Annotated in this window: 17 protein-coding genes; 8 read left to right on the forward strand and 9 right to left on the reverse strand. The window is 73.5% G+C overall.

Annotated features, from left to right (window positions below; translation table 11 throughout):
- Positions 1-231 precede the first annotated feature (231 nt).
- The 6 genes from ACLJQM_RS43695 to merB form a co-directional block, all read right to left on the reverse strand.
- Positions 232-1,011: an LLM class F420-dependent oxidoreductase gene (locus ACLJQM_RS43695; RefSeq protein ID WP_247012338.1), complete on the reverse strand. Its 780-nt coding sequence runs from the start codon at positions 1,009-1,011 to the stop codon at positions 232-234.
- Between the two features lie 84 nt (positions 1,012-1,095).
- On the reverse strand, positions 1,096-1,650 hold the full coding sequence (locus ACLJQM_RS43700) for a hypothetical protein (protein ID WP_410636132.1): 555 nt from the start codon (positions 1,648-1,650) through the stop codon (positions 1,096-1,098).
- A gap of 96 nt (positions 1,651-1,746) precedes the next feature.
- Entirely contained in the window at positions 1,747-2,655 is a 909-nt protein-coding gene (locus tag ACLJQM_RS43705) for a phytoene/squalene synthase family protein (RefSeq protein WP_410636133.1), read from the reverse strand.
- Complete coding sequence (gene crtI / locus ACLJQM_RS43710) at positions 2,652-4,124, reverse strand: phytoene desaturase family protein (protein WP_360766496.1); 1,473 nt, start codon at positions 4,122-4,124, stop codon at positions 2,652-2,654. Before crtI ends, ACLJQM_RS43705 begins: the two co-directional genes overlap by 4 nt.
- Position 4,125: 1 nt before the next feature.
- A complete protein-coding gene (locus ACLJQM_RS43715; RefSeq protein WP_360766499.1) occupies positions 4,126-5,214 on the reverse strand; it encodes a polyprenyl synthetase family protein in 1,089 nt (362 codons plus the stop codon).
- Positions 5,215-5,275: 61 nt separating this feature from the next.
- On the reverse strand, positions 5,276-5,962 hold the full coding sequence (gene merB / locus ACLJQM_RS43720; RefSeq protein ID WP_410636134.1) for an organomercurial lyase: 687 nt from the start codon (positions 5,960-5,962) through the stop codon (positions 5,276-5,278).
- A gap of 206 nt (positions 5,963-6,168) precedes the next feature.
- On the opposite strand from merB, the gene ACLJQM_RS43725 reads away from it, so the two are divergent.
- The 3 genes from ACLJQM_RS43725 to ACLJQM_RS43735 all read left to right on the forward strand — a co-directional run bounded on the left by ACLJQM_RS43725 (position 6,169) and on the right by ACLJQM_RS43735 (position 9,860).
- Entirely contained in the window at positions 6,169-7,053 is an 885-nt protein-coding gene (locus ACLJQM_RS43725; RefSeq protein ID WP_247012324.1) for a methylenetetrahydrofolate reductase, read from the forward strand.
- A gap of 42 nt (positions 7,054-7,095) precedes the next feature.
- Positions 7,096-8,781, forward strand: a complete 1,686-nt coding sequence (locus ACLJQM_RS43730; protein ID WP_247012322.1) for a DUF885 domain-containing protein — start codon at positions 7,096-7,098, stop codon at positions 8,779-8,781.
- Positions 8,782-8,990: 209 nt separating this feature from the next.
- A complete protein-coding gene (locus ACLJQM_RS43735; protein WP_410636135.1) occupies positions 8,991-9,860 on the forward strand; it encodes a DMT family transporter in 870 nt (289 codons plus the stop codon).
- Between the two features lie 17 nt (positions 9,861-9,877).
- Here the strand turns inward: ACLJQM_RS43735 and ACLJQM_RS43740 are convergent, their stop codons facing one another.
- Positions 9,878-10,450, reverse strand: a complete 573-nt coding sequence (locus tag ACLJQM_RS43740; protein WP_247012316.1) for a GNAT family N-acetyltransferase — start codon at positions 10,448-10,450, stop codon at positions 9,878-9,880.
- Positions 10,447-10,959 (reverse strand): YbaK/EbsC family protein, encoded by a 513-nt coding sequence (locus tag ACLJQM_RS43745; protein ID WP_247012314.1) that lies wholly within the window; start codon positions 10,957-10,959, stop codon positions 10,447-10,449. Before ACLJQM_RS43745 ends, ACLJQM_RS43740 begins: the two co-directional genes overlap by 4 nt.
- 214 nt (positions 10,960-11,173) lie before the next feature.
- Between ACLJQM_RS43745 and ACLJQM_RS43750 the strand changes: the two genes are divergently transcribed.
- From ACLJQM_RS43750 to ACLJQM_RS43770, 5 genes are all read left to right on the forward strand, one after another.
- Positions 11,174-12,559 carry an SAV_6107 family HEPN domain-containing protein gene (locus ACLJQM_RS43750; protein WP_410636136.1) on the forward strand — a complete coding sequence of 462 codons (1,386 nt, stop codon included), beginning with the start codon at positions 11,174-11,176 and terminating at the stop codon, positions 12,557-12,559.
- Positions 12,549-13,316, forward strand: a complete 768-nt coding sequence (locus tag ACLJQM_RS43755; protein WP_360766514.1) for a maleylpyruvate isomerase family mycothiol-dependent enzyme — start codon at positions 12,549-12,551, stop codon at positions 13,314-13,316. The genes ACLJQM_RS43750 and ACLJQM_RS43755 overlap by 11 nt, the downstream gene beginning before the upstream one ends.
- Positions 13,317-13,374: 58 nt before the next feature.
- Complete coding sequence (locus ACLJQM_RS43760) at positions 13,375-14,106, forward strand: VOC family protein (protein WP_410636137.1); 732 nt, start codon at positions 13,375-13,377, stop codon at positions 14,104-14,106.
- A gap of 15 nt (positions 14,107-14,121) precedes the next feature.
- Entirely contained in the window at positions 14,122-14,958 is an 837-nt protein-coding gene (locus tag ACLJQM_RS43765; protein WP_410636138.1) for an alpha/beta fold hydrolase, read from the forward strand.
- 74 nt (positions 14,959-15,032) lie between these two features.
- The gene (locus ACLJQM_RS43770; RefSeq protein ID WP_410636150.1) at positions 15,033-16,094 is read left to right on the forward strand and encodes a GNAT family N-acetyltransferase; all 1,062 of its coding nucleotides are present in this window, start codon (positions 15,033-15,035) and stop codon (positions 16,092-16,094) included.
- Here ACLJQM_RS43770 and def read toward each other — a convergent pair.
- On the reverse strand, positions 16,091-16,591 hold the full coding sequence (gene def, locus ACLJQM_RS43775; RefSeq protein ID WP_247012304.1) for a peptide deformylase: 501 nt from the start codon (positions 16,589-16,591) through the stop codon (positions 16,091-16,093). The two genes, ACLJQM_RS43770 and def, sit on opposite strands and share 4 nt — an antisense overlap.
- Positions 16,592-16,603 lie beyond the last annotated feature (12 nt).

Below are 16,603 nucleotides of genomic sequence, written 5' to 3' on the forward strand. Positions count from 1 at the left end.
AGTCCTCGAAGGCGGCGGCCAGCTCCGCTGCCGCGGCCGAGGCGCAACGGAAGGCAGAAGAGGAAGCCCAGCGCAAGGCGAACCGCATCACCTACAGCGTCACGACGACCGGCTCGGGCGTCCGCGGCGACGGCTACGTCGTCTCGGAGAACAGCAGCTCCGGCGAGTACGCCGTCGTCAGCCGCGGCTGAAGGTGGTCGAGGCCACTCGGACCTCGACCACCTCGAGAACTCAGCTGGTGGTCTTCTCCCGCCAAGCGACCCACTTCTCGAGCGCGCCCAGGTCGTAGTCCGGACCGCCCACGCCGACCGTGAACGTCGTGACGCCCAGGTCGAGCAGCTTCGGGCCCAGCTCGTCCGGCTCGCCCTGCACGCCGCACGAACGCTCGATCTCGCCCGGGTCGCGGCCGACGTCCGCGCAGTGCTGGTCGAGGATCTTCACCTTGCGCTCGACGACCTCCGGGTCGCCGAAGCCGTGCCAGATGTCGCCGTGCTTGGCCACCAGCTTGAGCGTCTTCTTCTCGCCGCCGCCGCCGATGAGGACCGGGATCTTGCGGGTCGGGGCCGGGTTCAGCTTGCCGAGGCGCGACTCGATGCGCGGCAGCGACTCCGCCAGGTCGTCGAGGCGGCCGCCCGCGGTGCCGAACTCGTAGCCGTACTCGTCGTAGTCCTTCTCGAACCAGCCGGAGCCGATGCCGAGGATGAGCCGGCCGCCCGAGATGTGGTCGACCGTGCGGGCCATGTCGGCCAGCAGCTCGGGGTTGCGGTAGCTGTTGCAGGTCACCAGCGCGCCGATCTCCACCCGGGACGTCGACTCCGCCCACGCGCCCAGCATCGTCCAGCACTCGAAGTGCAGGCCGTCGGGATCGCCGTACAGCGGGTAGAAGTGGTCCCAGTTGAAGACGATGTCGGCCCCGAGGTCTTCGGCGGCCGACGCGGTGCGCCGGATGGTGTCGTAGTCGGCGTGCTGCGGCTGGAGCTGCAGGCCGATCCGGATGCGTCGTTCGGTCATGATCGCAGCCTACGACCGCTCCGGAACGTTTCGCGCGCCCAGACCGCGGCCGACGGTGGTAGCGCGACTACCGGCCTGCGACGTTCAGGCTGTCTCCGACGGCGAGGTGCCGTGGTCGAGCCACGTCCGGGCCGCTCGCTCACGAACAAGCAGCTTGTCGAGACCTGCCAGATCGACAGCTGGTGGCAGCTCCTCGGGGGTCGGGTAGGGCGTGCTCAGCCCGAGCACCCTGTCCAGCTCGGCGACGACCTGGTCGTGGTCGAGGCCGTACTTCGCCGAGATGTCGCGGTCGAGCTGCTTGTTGCGGGTCCGGGTGTCGAGCAGTACCACCAGGTCTGCGAGGTACGTCCGGACTTCTTGCCAGACCTTTTCCTTGTCCCGCTCCAGCGGGGTTGCGGACCAGCCCGCACCGAAGATCTTCTCCCGGTAGACGATCTGGTCCAAACCGAACCAAACCGGCACTTCAAGGTAGCCGTCGACGTAGTACTCCTGCTCGGACGTCAGCTTCCAGGCCACGCGCGCGGATGTGTCCGCCTTGGTGCGGAAGCCGCCGTGGGTCTTCAGCGTCGGGCGGATGATCTTCGCCTCGAAGTACTCGTAGCCCGCGAGTGATGCCAGCGACCCGCGAATCGAGGCCATTGCCGCTTGACGCGCCGCCTGCAGGTTCGCTGCCCCGTCCCGCGGGCGTCGGCTTCGTTGGCCCGTGCGGTCGAGTCGCCGGTGGGTCCGCTGTTGTTACGCCCGTGATCGGCGGCTCAGCGTGACCCTCGCCAAGGCTGGCGCGGCAACTATCAGCCTTCGCGACTTCGGCACCACCGCCCGCCGCGTCAGGATGTCGTAGTCCAGTGCGACGATCTCGTCGAGGATGCCCTGGTACAGCGTCAACGCCGTCCGCACGCACGGCCGGGATTCGGGGCGCAGCAAGGGAACCCCGGCTTCGGCCCGCCGGTACACCGCCCGCGTCCGCGCCACGAAGTACGCCATCGCCGCGCGGATCCGCGGGTCCGGCCGCCGCTCCTCGAGCAGCGAACGCGAGACGCCGAACGCGGCCAGTTCGTCGAGCGGCAGGTACAGGCGGCCCCGGTCGAGGTCCTCGCCGACGTCGCGCAGGAAGTTCGTCAGCTGGAACGCCTCGCCCAGCGCGATCGCGCCCGGCTCGGCGTCGGCCGGCGGCCCGATCGTGCCGAACACCGGCAGCATCTGCAGCCCGATCACCGAGGCCGAGCCGTACACGTACTCGCCCAGCTCGGCGAACGTCGCGAACTCGACCGGTGAAAGGTCCATCCGCATCGACTTCAGGAACGCGGCGAAGAGGTCGCGCGAAAGGTCGTAGCGCCGCACGGTGTCGGCCAGCGCCACGAGCACCGCGTCGTCCGGGGTCCCGCCGTCGAAGACGACGTCGACCAGGTCGCCGACCCGGTCGAGGGCCGCCGCCGGGTCGCTGCCCGGGGCCGGGTTGTCGACCAGCTCGTCGGCCATCCGCGCGAACCCGTACAGCGCGTGCGCCGCCGGGCGGGCGCGGGCCGGCAACAGCCGGGTCGCCAGGAAGAACGTGCGCCCGTGGTGCGCGTTGATGCGCCGGCATTCGGTGTACGCGGCCCGCAGGTCCGGCGCCGTGATGCCCGCGGCGTCGAGTTCGTTCACCGGCCGGTGATCCTTTCCGCCGCCAGTCGTCCCGAGATGAGCACCGGCGGGATGCCGACGCCGGGGGTGGTGCCGCAGCCGGCGAGCACGACGTTGCCCGCCGCGCGCACCAGGTTCGCCGGCCGGAACGGGCCGGTCTGCGCGAACGTGTGCGCCAGCGAGAACGGCGTCCCCGCCGCGAGCCCGCGCGCCGCCCAGTCCGCCGGGGTGATGGTCTCGTCGACGCTGAACTCGTCGCCGAAGCCGGTCAGCCCGCGGGCCTCCAGCGTGCGGAACAGCTCTTCGCGGTACGGCCCGCGCAAGCGGTCCCAGTCGACCCGGCCGCGGTGCAGGTTCGGCGCGGGCGCGAGCACCGAGACGATCTCGCCACCGCGCCCGGCCAGCCCGGGGTCGGTCGCCGTCGGGCGTGTGACCAGCAGCGACGGGTCGCTCATCAGCTTCCCCTCGCGGATGATCTCCGCGAACGTCCGCTCCCAGGCACCGCCGAAGAAGATCGTGTGGTGGCCGAGGTCCCACTTCTCGGTGGTCCGCCCGTGCAGCACCACGGCGGACGGCGAGTAGCGCAACGGCACCGGACGCCGGGGCCGCGCGCCGATCAGCCGGTACGCCGTGGACAGCTCGGTGGCCAGCACGACGGCGTCGCACGCGATCCGCTCGCCCGAGCGCGTCCGCACCGCGCGCACCCGCGAATTCACCCGTTCGAGCCAGGCGGCTTCGGTGCCGAACCGGACGGCCGCGCCCGCCCGCGCGGCGGCACCGGTCAGCGCCCGGCCGATCTCGCCCATCCCGCCTTCGGGGTAGTAGACGCCGCCGACGGTGTCCATGTACGAGATGACGCCGTACGCGCCGATCGCGCGCGCGGGGTCGAGGCCCGCGTAGAGCGCCTGGAAGGAGAACAACCGCCGGACGCGCTCGTCGAGCAGGTAGCGGCTGATGCGCGGGCCGAGCCTGCCGAACCCGCCCAGCGCGGCGAGCTTCGCCAGCTCGGGGCGGGCCAGGTCGGCGGGCGAGTCGAAGTTCGTCCCGATGAAGCGGTCCTTCTGCACCGCGTACAGCTCGCTCAGCCAGCGCCGCAGCGCCCGGTAACCCGCCGCTTCGCGGGCACCGGCGAACTCGCGGATCTCGGCTTCCATCGCGTCGCCGTCGGTGTGCAGCGCGAGGGAGCTGCCGTCGGCGAAGCGCGCCCGGTACGCCGGGTCGAGCCGCGTCAGGCGCAGGTTCTTGGCCAGGGACTCGCCGACCGCGGCGAACGCCTCTTCCAGCAGTTCGGGCATGGTCAGCACGCTCGCGCCGGTGTCGACCGCGTTGCCGTCGAAGCTCTGCTGCCCGGCCCGTCCGCCCGGGGTGTCCGCCTGCTCCAGCAGCGTGACGCGCCGGCCCGCGCCGAGCAGGTGCAGAGCCGCCGAAAGCCCGGCCAGCCCGGCCCCGATCACGACGACGTGGTCGGCAGGCCCCTCGATGGTCCGCACGTCAGTACGTCCGCTGGGTGGCCTTGACGACCAGGCCGGTCAGCGCCGCGGGCGCCGGCTCGGCCAGGTGCGCGCGCTCGAGCGCGGCCATCGCCGCCGTCGTCAGCTCGTCGATCCGGCGCTCGACCGCGTCGACCGCGCCGACCTGCTGCAACGCCATCCGGACGGTCTCGACGCCTTCGTCGGACAGGTCGGCGTCGCCGATCGCGTCCGCGATCACGGTGGCCGCGGCCTGCTCGCCCTTCTCGGCGGCGAGCTGCAGGCCCAGGGCCACGAGCAGGGTGCGCTTGCCCTCGCGCAGGTCGTCCCCGGCGGGCTTGCCGGTGACCGACGGGTCGCCGAACACGCCGAGCAGGTCGTCGCGCAGCTGGAACGCGACGCCGACCTCGCCGCCGAACTCCAGCAGCGTGGCGATCAGCTCGGGAGCGGCCCCGCCGAGCGCGGCGCCCAGGTGCAGCGGCCGCTGGACCGTGTAGGCGGCGGTTTTGAGCCGGTCGATCTTGAGGGCGGCTTCGACGGAGGCGTCGCCGGTGGCCTGCGTGCGGACGTCGAGGTACTGGCCGGCGAGCACCTCGGTGCGCATCGCGCGCCACGCCGGGCGGGCCGCGGCGAGCGTCCGCGCGGGCAGCGGGGCGTCGGCGAACATGTCGTCCGCCCAGGCCAGCGCCAGGTCGCCGACCAGCACCGCGGTGGCCAGGCCGAACGTCGCGGGGGAGCCGAGCCAGCCCTGGTCGGCGTGCAGCTTCGCGCCCGCGATGTGCACGGTCGGGAAGCCGCGGCGGGAGTCGGAGGAGTCGATGAGGTCGTCGTGGATCAGCGCGCACGCCTGGATCAGCTCGAGGCTGGCCACCGCCTGCAGCACGCCCTCGGCGTCCGGGCCCTCGGGGTCGCCGCCCGCGCCGCGCCAGCCCCACCAGGCGAACGTCGGGCGCAGCCGCTTGCCGCCGCCGAGCACGAACCCGCGCAGCGCGTCGATGCCGGCGGCCACCGTCGGCTCGGTCGCCAGGATCTCGGTGCCGGCCCGGTCGAGGAACCCGGCGAGCGCCCGCTCGACGTGGGCGGGCAGGTCGGTGTCGGCGGGCGCGTTCATGCGGCCCATCCTCGCCGAACCCGCGGGTGCGCGGCCCGCCGGGGCACCCGGATGTGGTGAATCAGACTCCGGCCTTGGCGGCCCAGAACGACCCCGTCAGGCCCGCTTCGGCGAAGTAAGCGGCCGCGCTGTCCGGTTCGCGGCGCCGGTAGCCGCGCTCGAGCCTGCCCTCGTACCAGCCGCGCGCGAGCCGCCACAGCGTCACGAGGTCCAGCACGGAACCCTTGTCCTGCCCGGATTCCGCGAGCCAGGCGTCCACACAGGACTCGCAGCAGAACAGCCGCTGGTTCGCGCACGTGTGCAGCACGTCGTCCCACATCCGCGATGCGGGTACGAGGAAGTGCGCGACCTGGGCGCCTTCCGGCGGCTCGGCCCGGTTCACGACCAGCGCGTGCGGCTGCCCGCAGCCGGGGCAGCGCGTCGCGACCAGCACCTCCGGCTCGGCTTCGACCAGGTGCGGGATGGCGAAGGAGTCCCAGGCGCAGCCGCCCCACCACAGGGTGCGCGCGCCCATCACGGAGAACCCGAGCGGTTTCGCGGCGAACGGGTGCGCCAGCACGACGTGCTCGCAGTCGTCGAGCACCAGGTGGTGGGCGTCGGCGAGGCGGTGCAGCGCCTGTTTCGCGACGGCCAGCGAGCCGCCCGCCGCGTCGGCCAGCTCCGGCGCGGTCGGCGCCCGGCCGTGGTCGGCGAACGCGTGGTAGACCGCGAGGCGCACGTCCTCGTCCCAGCCGGCATCGTCCCGCACCGGACCAGGTTACCGATCCGGCCAAAAGCAGGCCGACCCCCGCGCGGGACGTGACGTTGTCGCGAAGCCATTCGGCCGTGGCTGTGGTCGGATCGGTAACGATCGGCACAGTGTCCGCCATAGCGCCTCGAATGTGAGTCGAACCGCAGTCTCGCGACGCGGACGGGGGCTCCCGCATGGCGGGCGTCGGCCCTTAACATGCGGGTATGACGTCGGTGATCGAGCGGTTGCGCGGAGACGGGCCGAAGTTCTCCATCGAGTTCTTCCCGCCCCGGGACGCGGCGGACGAGGCCGTCCTGTGGAAGGCGGTCCGGGAGCTCGAGCCGTACGACCCGGCCTACATGTCGATCACCTACGGCGCGGGCGGCTCCAGCCGCGACGGTACGATCCGCAGCATCGCCCGCGTCGCGACCGAGACGACGCTGGTGCCGATGGCCCACCTGACCGCGGTCAACCACTCCGTCGCCGAGCTGCGCAACGTCATCGGCTGGTACGCCTCGGTCGGCGTCCGCAACATCCTCGCGCTGCGCGGCGACCCGCCCGGCGACGTCTACGGCGACTGGATCCCGCACCCCGAGGGCCTGACCTACGCCGAGGAGCTGGTGCAGCTCGTCCGCGAGCTGGGCGACTTCTGCGTCGGCGTCTCGGCGTCCACCTACGGCCACCCCCGCTCGCCGGACCTCGACACCGACACGAAGTACCTGGTCCGCAAGCTGCGCGCGGGCGCGGACTTCGCGATCGCGCAGCTGTTCCACGACGCCGAGGACTTCCTGCGGCTGCGCGACCGGGTGGCCGCGACCGGCTGCGACGTCCCGGTCCTGCCCGGCGTCATGCCGCTCACGACCATGCGGACGCTGCAGACGACGATCAAGCTGTCCGGCGCCCCGGCCCCGCGGAAGCTGCTCGACCGGCTGGAACCGCTGGCCGACGACCCCAAGGCGTTCCGCGCCGCGGGCATCGACGTCATCACCGAGCTGTGCGAGAAGCTGATCGCGGAAGGCGTGCCGAACCTGCACTTCTACACGTTCAACCGCTCGAAGGCGACGCGCGAGGTCATCGCGCGGCTGGGTCTCGTCCCGGCCCGTGCTTAAGTACGTACCACCGGGTCTGGGTGGCCCGGTAGCGTGCCCGTCATGGCTTCCACTGCTTCAGACGTCAACGGTGTCTGCGACCGCTACGTCGACGACTACGCGGCCGCGGACCCGGTCGCCGCGACCTCCTACGGCATCACCGGTCACGACCACCGGCTGACCGACTACTCCGCGGACGGCTTCGCCGAGCGCGCCGGGCTGGCCGCGCGGGCGCACGCCGCCGTCGCGGCCGCCGAGCCGCGCGACGCCGCGGAACGGGCGGCGCAGGCCGTCTTCACCGAGCGCCTCGGCCTCGAGCTGGAGATCCACGAAGCCGGTCTCGACGTGGCGAGCCTGAACGTCATCTCCAGCCCCGTGCAGGAGCTGCGGATGGCGTTCGACCTGATGCCGCTGGAGTCGGAGCAGGACTGGTCGGTCGTCGCGGCCCGCATCGGCGAGGTCCCGAAGGCGCTGGCCGGCGTCCGCAGCGGTCTCCTCGCGGGCGCCGACGCGGGTCACGTCGCGGCGCTGCGGCAGGTCTCGAAGGTGGCGGAGCAGTGCGAGACGTGGGCCGGCCTGAAGGAGGCGAAGGGCTTCTTCGCCGAGCTCGTCGCCGGGGCGGCTTCGCAGGGCGAAGCGCTCAAGGCCGACCTCGCGCACGGCGCGCGCGCCGCCGAGGAGGCGTTCGCCGAGTTCGCCGGGTTCCTGCGCGCCGAGCTGGCGCCGAAGGCCCCGGTCAAGGACGCCGTCGGCGAGGACGTCTACCGCCTGTGGTCGCGGTACTTCGTCGGTGCCGCGCTCGACCTGCGCGAGGCCTACGAATGGGGCTGGGCCGAGTTTTCCCGCATCGAAGCGGAGATGCGAGCGGTCGCGAACCGCGTCAAGGCCGGCGCGACCCCGAAGGAAGCCGCGGAGATCCTCGACGCCGACCCGCGCTACCGTGTCCAGGGCCGTGCGGAGTTCGAGGCGTGGATGCAGCGCCTGTCCGACGGCGCCCTGGAATCGTTGCGCGGCAAGCACTTCGAGATCTCCGACCGCGTGATGGCCCTGGAGTGCAAGATCGCCCCGCCCGGCGGCGGCGTCGGCGCGTACTACACCGGCCCCAGCGAGGACTTCGGCCGCCCGGGCCGCATGTGGTGGTCCCTGCCGGCCGGCCGCGACGAGTTCAGCACGTGGCGCGAGACGAGCACCGTCTACCACGAGGGCGCGCCGGGCCACCACCTCCAGATCGCGACGGCGGTGGACCAGTCGGCGTCGCTGAACAAGTACCAGCGCCTGATGGCCTTCACGTCGGGCCACGCGGAGGGCTGGGCGCTGTACTCCGAGCGCCTGATGGAGGAGCTGGGCTACCTCTCCGACGACGGCGACCTGCTGGGCATGCTCTCGGAGCAGCTGTTCCGCGCCGCCCGGGTGATCGTCGACCTCGGCATGCACCTGGAGCTGACGATCCCGGCGGGCACCGGCTTCCACGAGGGGGCGCGCTGGACCCCGGAGCTCGGCCTGGAGTTCATGCTGACCCGCACGATCACCGACGAGGCCCACCTCCGCGACGAGATCGACCGCTACCTCGGCTGGCCCGGCCAGGCCCCGGCGTACAAGATCGGCGAGCGCCTCTGGCTGACCGCCCGCGCGGAGGCGCAGGCCCGCGCGGGAGCCGCGTTCGACATCAAGCGGTTCCACACCGAGGCGCTGAAGCTGGGCGGGATGGGGCTGGACACGCTGCGGGAGCAGCTGGCCCACCTGGACTGACGTGCGCGGGGTCACCGGAAAACCGGTGGCCCCGCCGCGCGGTCCGCCGTTAGGTTCCCCTCGTGCACCGGATCTTCCTCGTCACCCCACCGCCCCGCGCCTGAGCGGGGTGGTTCCTCGCCGCGTGGCCTGAGCGCCCGCGGCCGCTTCGTCTTGCGCGCCGCCCCGCGTCGTCGATTTCCCCCTTCCTTCGACGCAGGAGCGTTCCTTTGGTGTCTCTGCCCACGCGCGCCCGTTCTTCGGCCGCGCTCGTCCTCGCCGGTGTCCTCTGGGGCACCGGTGGCCTCGCCGGCTCGCTGCTCGGCGACCTCGCCGGTCTCCACCCGCTCGCCGTCGCCGCCTACCGGCTGCTCGTCGGCGGCGTGTTCGCCACCCTGTTCGTCCTCCTGAAGGGCGGCACCTTCCCGCGCACGGCCGGAGCGGTCAAGCGCGTCCTCGCCGTCGGCGGGTTGTTCGCGCTGTTCCAGGCGAGCTACTTCGCCGCCGTCTCGCTGAGCTCGGTCAGCATCGCGACGATGACCACGATCGGCGCCGCGCCCGTCGTGGTCACCCTCGCCGGCACCCGGAAACCCGGCGGCTGGACGCTGGCCTCGGTGGCGGGCACGCTCGCCGGACTGGTGCTGCTGCGCTGGGCACCGGACGCCGTGGCCACGCTCGGCGGTCTCGGCTTCGCGCTCCTCGCCGCGGTCGGCTTCGCGGCGTTGACGCTGCTCACGGCGAAGCCGGTCGAGGGTCTGGAGCCGCTGCCCACGACGGCGTTCGGCTGCCTGACCGGCGGGCTGCTGCTCACCCCGGTCGCGAGCTGGACCGGGATGGCGCTGCCGCTGCACGCGGACGTCCTGCTGGTGGCCTGCTACCTCGGCGCCGTCCCCACCGCGCTCGCGTACGCGGCGTACCTGCGCGGCCTGACCGACGCGCACCCCGTGCTGGGCGCGTTGTCGGCGGTGCTCGAGCCGCTGACGGCGGCGGTGCTGTCCGCGGTGCTGCTCGGCGAACGGCTGAGCGGCACGGCGTGGTGCGGTGCGGCCGTGCTGGTCGCGGCGCTGGCGGTCGGCTACTGGCGGCCCGAACCGCGGTGAAACCCGGGTGCTGCCCCTCAGCGCGGCTCGAGGGGCAGCGCCCGCCCGAGGATCGCGAACGGCCGCGGGTCGCCGGCGAAGTGGTAGTCGCGCAGGACGTCGACGAACCCGGTCCGGCGGTAGAGCTTCCACGCCCTGCTGGTGCCTTCGGGCGTGGAGAGCAGCACGTTCGCGCTCGGCACGCCGTCGAGGAGGCCGCGCAGCAGGTCTTCGCCGATCTGGTGCCCCTGGTTCTCCGGCTTGACGTGGATCTCGGTCAGCTCGAAGTAGTCACCCAGCCAGCGGTCGGCCTCGGCGGGCCCGGAGCGGCGGCTCAGGCCGTGGCGCACCTGCTCGTGCCACCACTGCCCGGCCCGGCCACGGTAGCCGTAGGCCAGCCCGAGCAGGACGTCGTCGGCGTCGAGCGCGGCCATGCAGCGCCAGCCCTCGCGCAGCGCGTGGGTGAGCCACATCGGCGCCCGCTGCTCGGCCGTGCCGGCCGGGTACCGCATCGCCCGCACGTAGATGTCGAGCGCTTCGGGCAGGCGCGCGCGGAACTCGTCCGTCGAGAGCTGGACGTAGCGGGAGCAGCCGGCGGGCATCGCGGTCACAGCGAGCCATCTTCCTCCGCGCCGCCGAGCGCGCCGGGGGTGCCCCCGGTCAACGCCACGAGGTCCGCGAAGGTCGTGGGGTAGACGGTCTTGGGGTGCCCGGCGGCGGCCCAGACGACGTCGTGGGCCCGCAGCGCGGTGTCGACCAGCGTCGGCAGCGGCCGCGGGTGCCCGACGGGCGCGACGCCCCCGATCGGCTGCCCGGTGTGCGCCCGCACGAAATCGGCGTCGGCCTTGCCGATTTCGCCCCCGGCCAGCCGCGCGAGGGTGGCCGGATCCGCGCGGTGCGCCCCCGAGGTGAGGGCGAGGAGCGCGTTTTTGTCGGACCCCAGGCGGAAGATGAGGCTGTTGGCGATGGCGCCGACGGGAACGCCGAGCGCGTCGGCCGCCTGGGCGGCGGTCCGCACCTCGGCGGCCAGAACGCGGATGCCTTCGGCGGCGGCGTGCTGCCCGGCTTCGGCGAGCGCGGCCGCCACCTTGGCGACGGCGGGGTGGTCCAGCGAACTCATGCGCCTATGAGATCACGCCACCGACCTGCTGTCCCGCGGGATTCCACCCCTGGGGTTGAGCGGATGCCCGGTCCGGGGTTACTCTGGAAATTGTTCGAACAGACGTTCGACATCTGGTGAGCGCGCACCGGTCGGGTGCCCGGCTCCGGGACGGGGGAAGCGTCTCGGCGCCGGGTACCGGATCGAGCTCACGCCGCGCAGGAGGAGGGTCGCCATGTCCGTCGAGGTCGTGTCCCCCACGGAACCCGGACAGCCCCAGCTGCCCATGTCGCTGCGCCCTCCGGTGACCCCACCGGCCCCCGGCACCCACCACGGCCGTCCCCGCCGCCCGCGCCCGTCTCCGTCCGCCGCGGAGCCGAGGCAGCCGGAGCTGCCGATGTCCCCGCACCCGGCAGAGGCCGACGCGGCGGGGCGGCGCCGATCGCGCCCGTCGGGAGCGGGGGACCCGGTGCGGCCCGGGCTGCCGCTGCAGTCGCCCGCGGCGCTTGCGGACTCGACGGCCGCGCCTGGGCAGCTCGCGTTGCCGCAGTCGCCCGCTGTCGTCGCGGACTTGCCGGCGGCCGCCTCGGCTGCCGCCGTGGCGAGCTTGCCCGCCATCGCCGCACCTGCGCAGCTTGCGTTGCCGCAGTCGCCTGCTGTTGTCGCGGACTTGCCGGCGGTCGCCTCGGCTGCCGCCACGGTGAGCTTGGCCGCCACCGCCGCTGCGCCCGCGCAGCTCGCGTTGCCGCAGTCGCCCGCTGTTGTCGTGGACTTGCCGACGGCCGTCCCGGCCGCCGCCACCGAACCCCCGCAGCTCGCGTTGCCGCAGTCGCCCGCCGTCATCGCGGACTTGCCGACGGCCGTCCCGGCCGCCGCCACCGAACCCCCGCAGCTCGCGTCGTCGCGCTCGCCCGCCGTCATCGCGGACCTGCCGGCGGCCGTCCCGGCCGCCGCCGCCACCGAACTCGCGCAGCTCGCGTTGTCGCACTCGCCCGCCGCCACCGCCACCGACCTGCCGGCCACCGTCGCGCCTGCGCAGCCCGGGGTGCCGCATCCGCCCGTCGCCATCGCGGCCTCCCCGGCTGCGGACTCGACGGCGCCCGAGCCGGCACCCGCCCCGGTCCCGGATGCGCCCGAGGTCGCCGTGCCTCCTCAACGCGTGCCCCTCAGCCCGCCCGTCGCGGAGTCCGATCAGTCCCAGCTGCCCATGTCGCTCCACCCTCCCGCACCGCCCGCCGCGGCCGCGTTGCTCGCCCAAGCTCGGCGTGGGCTCGCCGAAGCCGAACGTGAGACCGCCCCCGCCGAGCGGTTCATCGGGGCCTACCTCGCCGCCCTGCGCGGTGCCGCCGCCGTGCTCGCCGCGCGGGGGCGGCCGCACCGGGGGCGGGCCCGGCCGGCCAGTAGCTGGATGCTGCTCGACTCCGTCGCGCCCGAGCTGCACGAGTGGTCCGCCTTCTTCGCCGGCAACTCCGCCACGCGCGCCGCCGCGCAGGCCGGGATCACCGGGAAGGTCACCGGGGAGTCGGCCGCTCAGCTGGTGCGCGTCGCCGGGCTGTTCCTGGAGCTCGTGCGCCGGCTCGTGCACGGCCTGCCGGTCAGTGGGGAAGCCCATGTCGCGTGAGCACGGCCCGGTCGACCCGGGGCGGCTGCTCACGGCGCTGGGGATCGAAGGCCGCGTGCTGGCCGAGGCCGTGCACGCCGCTCCGCTCGAAGCGCCGGTGCCCGCCTGCCCCGGCTGGTCGCTCGGCGAGGTGGCGCGGCACGTCGGCAGCCTCTACCGGCTCGTCCGGCGCCGGCTCGCGGACGGCCGCACCCCCGAAGACTGGCAGCGCGACCCCGAACCGGGCCGGCCGCTCCACGAGTTCCTCGAGACGGGCCTCGCCGAGCTGCTCGACGAACTCGCCGCCCACGAACCGCGGGAGCGCGCCGACACCTGGTGGCCCGCGGACCCGACCTACGGGTTCTGGCGGCGCCGGATGCTGCACGAGACGCTGATCCACCGCGTCGACGTCGAGCAGGCGTCCGGCGCGGACCCGCGCGGCGTGCCCGACGACCTCGCGATCGACGGCATCGACGAAGCGCTCACCCTGTGGTTCGGCCACAAGCTGCCGATGCTCGGGCTGACCGGCACGAAAGCGGGCTCGGTCGGCGTGCGCACCGGCGCCCACAGCTGGATCGCGCGCGCCGGGCCCGAAACCACCGAAGCCTGGCGCTGTTCGGCCGAGGAGGCCGAGGCCGCGGACGACGTCGTCACGGCGAAGCCCGCGCAGGTCTACCTGTGGCTCTGGGGCCGCGCGTCCCTGACCTCGGTGACCGTGCGCGGCGTCCACGACCAGGCGGCCCAGCTCTGGGCGCTGCTGCGGCTCGCGACCCGATGAACCGGCCGGTGGGGAAGCCGAACCGGAACTGTCGGGGGTGGCGGTTAGCCTGCGCCGCATGAACACGCGCCTGGTGAACCTGGTGATCGACGCGGCGCGCCCGGAGGTCCTCGCGGACTTCTGGGCCGCGCTGCTCGGCTGGGACGTCGCCGTCGAAGACCTCGGCGAGGTCGACGTGCGCGCCCCGGAGACCGACGGCTGGGACCTGGACCTCGTCTTCGTCCCGGTCCCGGACCCCAAGGAGGTGAAGAACCCGATCCACCTGGACCTGGCGAGCAAGACCCCCGAGCACCAGGCCGCGCTGGTGGCGCGCGCCCTCGAGCTGGGCGGCGACCGCGTCGACGTCGGCCAGGGCGCGGTCCCGTGGGTCGTGCTGGCGGATCCGGAGGGCAACGAGTTCTGCGTCCTCGAGCCCCGCGAGCGCTACGCGGAGACGGGCGCGGTGGCGTCGATCCTGGTCGACGCCCACGACCCGGAGAAACTGGCGGCGTTCTGGGCAGGGCTCACGGGCCGGCCGGTCGAAGCCCGCGAAGGTGACGTCCTGGTCGGGCTGCGCGCGCCGTCCGGGCGCGGGCCGTGGCTGGAGTTCCTCCGCAACGACGACGCCAAGCGCGGCAAGAACCGCGTCCACCTGGACGTCGCGCCCCCGGCGGGCGCGGACCACGCCGCGGCGGTGCGGGAGGTCGTCGCGGCCGGTGCGGCACCGGCGGACCTGGGCGGGCCGCCGTTGCCGTGGCGGGTGCTGACCGATCCGGAGGGCAACGAGTTCTGCGTGCTGACCCCGCGGTGACCTAGCTTGGAGGTCATGGAGACCTTCGACTGGCAGGGGCGCCGGATCGCCTGGGACCGTGCCGGCTCCGGGCCCCCGGTGGTGTTCTGCCACGGCACGCCGTGGTCCTCGTGGCTCTGGCGGCCCTTCGCCGAAGCGCTGAGCGGCGACTTCACCGTCTACCTCTGGGACATGCCCGGCTACGGCCGATCGTCCAAGGACGCCGGGCACGAAGTCGGCTTCGACGTCCAAGCCGAGGCGTTCCGGGCGCTGCTCGCGCACTGGGAGCTCGACCGGCCGCACGTCGTCGCCCACGACTACGGCGGCGTCGTGTCGCTGCGCACCAACCTGGTCCACGGCGTGCCGTACGCGTCGCTGCTGCTCGTCGACGCCGTGGCCATCCCGCCGTCGGGCTCGCCGTTCTTCCAGCTCGTCAAGGAACACCCGGACGTGCTCGCCCGGGTGCCGCCGTACATCCACGAGGCGCTGGTCCGGGCCTACGTCGCCAACGCGAGCCACCGCGAGCTGCGCGAAGCCGACGTCGACGAGCTCGCCGCGCCGTGGCTCGGCGAAGAAGGCCAGCCGGCGCTGTACCGCCAGATCGCGGCGTACGACGAGAGCTACCTCGCCGAGATCGAGGGACTGCTGGACCGCGTCGACCTGCCCGTGCACGTGCTGTGGGGCACCGAGGACACCTGGATCCCGATCGGGATCGGCGAGCGGCTCGCCGCGGGCATCCCGGGCGCGAAGTTCACCCCGATCCGCGACGCCGGGCACCTGGTCCAGCTGGATGCCCCGGTCGCGCTGGCGACGGAGCTGCGTTCCTGGCTGACGAGTGTTTCGCCGGGGTTGCCGAGCCGCGTCGAACGCTGACCTGCGCGAAACACCGGCGTCCTGGCTTGGCAACAACCACGCGGGACCGTGGGGGCATGGAGACCTCCAGAGCGTTGCCCCAGCCGGGCCGGACGGCCGTCGTCGAGGAACCCGCCGTCGCGTCGGCGTGGCGGGTGCGGGTCCGGATGCACGACCACCCGGGCACCCTGGCTCGCCTCGCCATCCGGCTCGCCGACCTGGAGTGCAACATCCTCGGCCTGAGCGTGCTGCCGGTGCCCGGCGGGGTGCTCGACGAGATCGTGCTGCGCCCCGCGACCGGCCTGCCCCGCCGGCACCTCGCCGAGGCCATCCGCGCCGAAGGCTGCGAATGCACCGCGATCATCGACGCCGACGTCCACGAGCTGGTCGACCCGGCCGCGTCGACGCTGCTGGCGGCCCGCCGCGCCGTCGACGACCCGGCCCGCCTCGCCGAGGTGCTCAAGGACGTCCTCGCCGCGGACGTCGTGACGCTCGTGCCCGCCACCGAAGCGAACCCGGCTCGCACGGAAAGCGGGCACCGGGCGGTGTTCGCGCTGGCCGGCGACCGCGCACTGGTGGCGCGCCGCCGCTGGGCCCCGTTCGTGCAGCTGGAACTGACCCGTGCCGAAGCGCTGGTGGCGCTGCTGACGGCGGCGGCCCGGAACGCGGCCGGCCCGGTCGTGCTCGACCGCCCGGACGGAGCCGCGATCGTCCTGCGCAAAGGCCTCCCCGGCGACGCCGACGCGGTCGCCGACCTGCACCGCCGCTGCTCGATGGCGACGCTCTTCCGGCGCTACCACTCGGGCGTGCGGACGGTCCCGCGCCGCTGGCTGCACCGGCTGCTGGTGCCCCCGCGCGGAACCAGCGTGCTGGCGGTGTTCGGCCGCGAGGTGATCGGGCTGGCGCAGCTCATCCCGAGCGCGTCGGGGCCCGCCGAGATCTCGCTGCTACTGGAGGACGACTGGCAGCAGCAGGGCATCGGCACGGCCCTGCTGACCCGGCTCGCCGTCCTCGCGGAAACCCAGGGCATCACGGAGCTGACGGCCGACTGCCTGACCGGCGACGACGTCCTGCCCCGCACGGCGGCCCGGGCCGGCCTGCGGACGGAACGCGCCCCCGAGGACGGCGCCAAGCTCCGGCTGTTCCTGCCCGCTTAGCGCTTCCAGAACCAGTCTTTGTCCCGCGCTTCGCGCATGGCGGACTTCTTGCGCTCGGCGGTGAGCCGGTCGAGGTAGAGGACACCGTCGAGGTGATCGGTTTCGTGCTGGAGGCACTGCGCCAGCACGTCTTCGCCTTCGACCTCGATGGGCTCGTTGTGGATGTCGACGCCCCGGACCTTCGCGTGCTTCGCGCGCCGGGTCGGGAACCACAGCTCCGGCACGGACAGGCAGCCTTCGTCGATTTCGTGCGTCTCTTCGGACACTTCGACGACCTCGGGGTTGACGACGTACCCGGTCAGCCCGGCGACGTCGTAGCTGAAAACCCGCAACCCGACACCGATCTGCGGCGCGGCGAGCCCGGCCCGCCCGGCGGGTTTGACCGAGTCGACCAGATCCCGCACGAGCGCCTCGAGCTTCTCGTCGAACACGGTGACCGGGTCGCAGACGGACTTGAGGATCGGATCGCCGAAATAGCGCAGTTCGCGCATCGCCATGAGCAGAACATC

The sequence above is a fragment of the Amycolatopsis sp. cmx-4-83 genome (assembly GCF_046548815.1).
In the GTDB taxonomy this organism is placed as follows: Bacteria; Actinomycetota; Actinomycetes; order Mycobacteriales; family Pseudonocardiaceae; genus Amycolatopsis; species Amycolatopsis pretoriensis_A.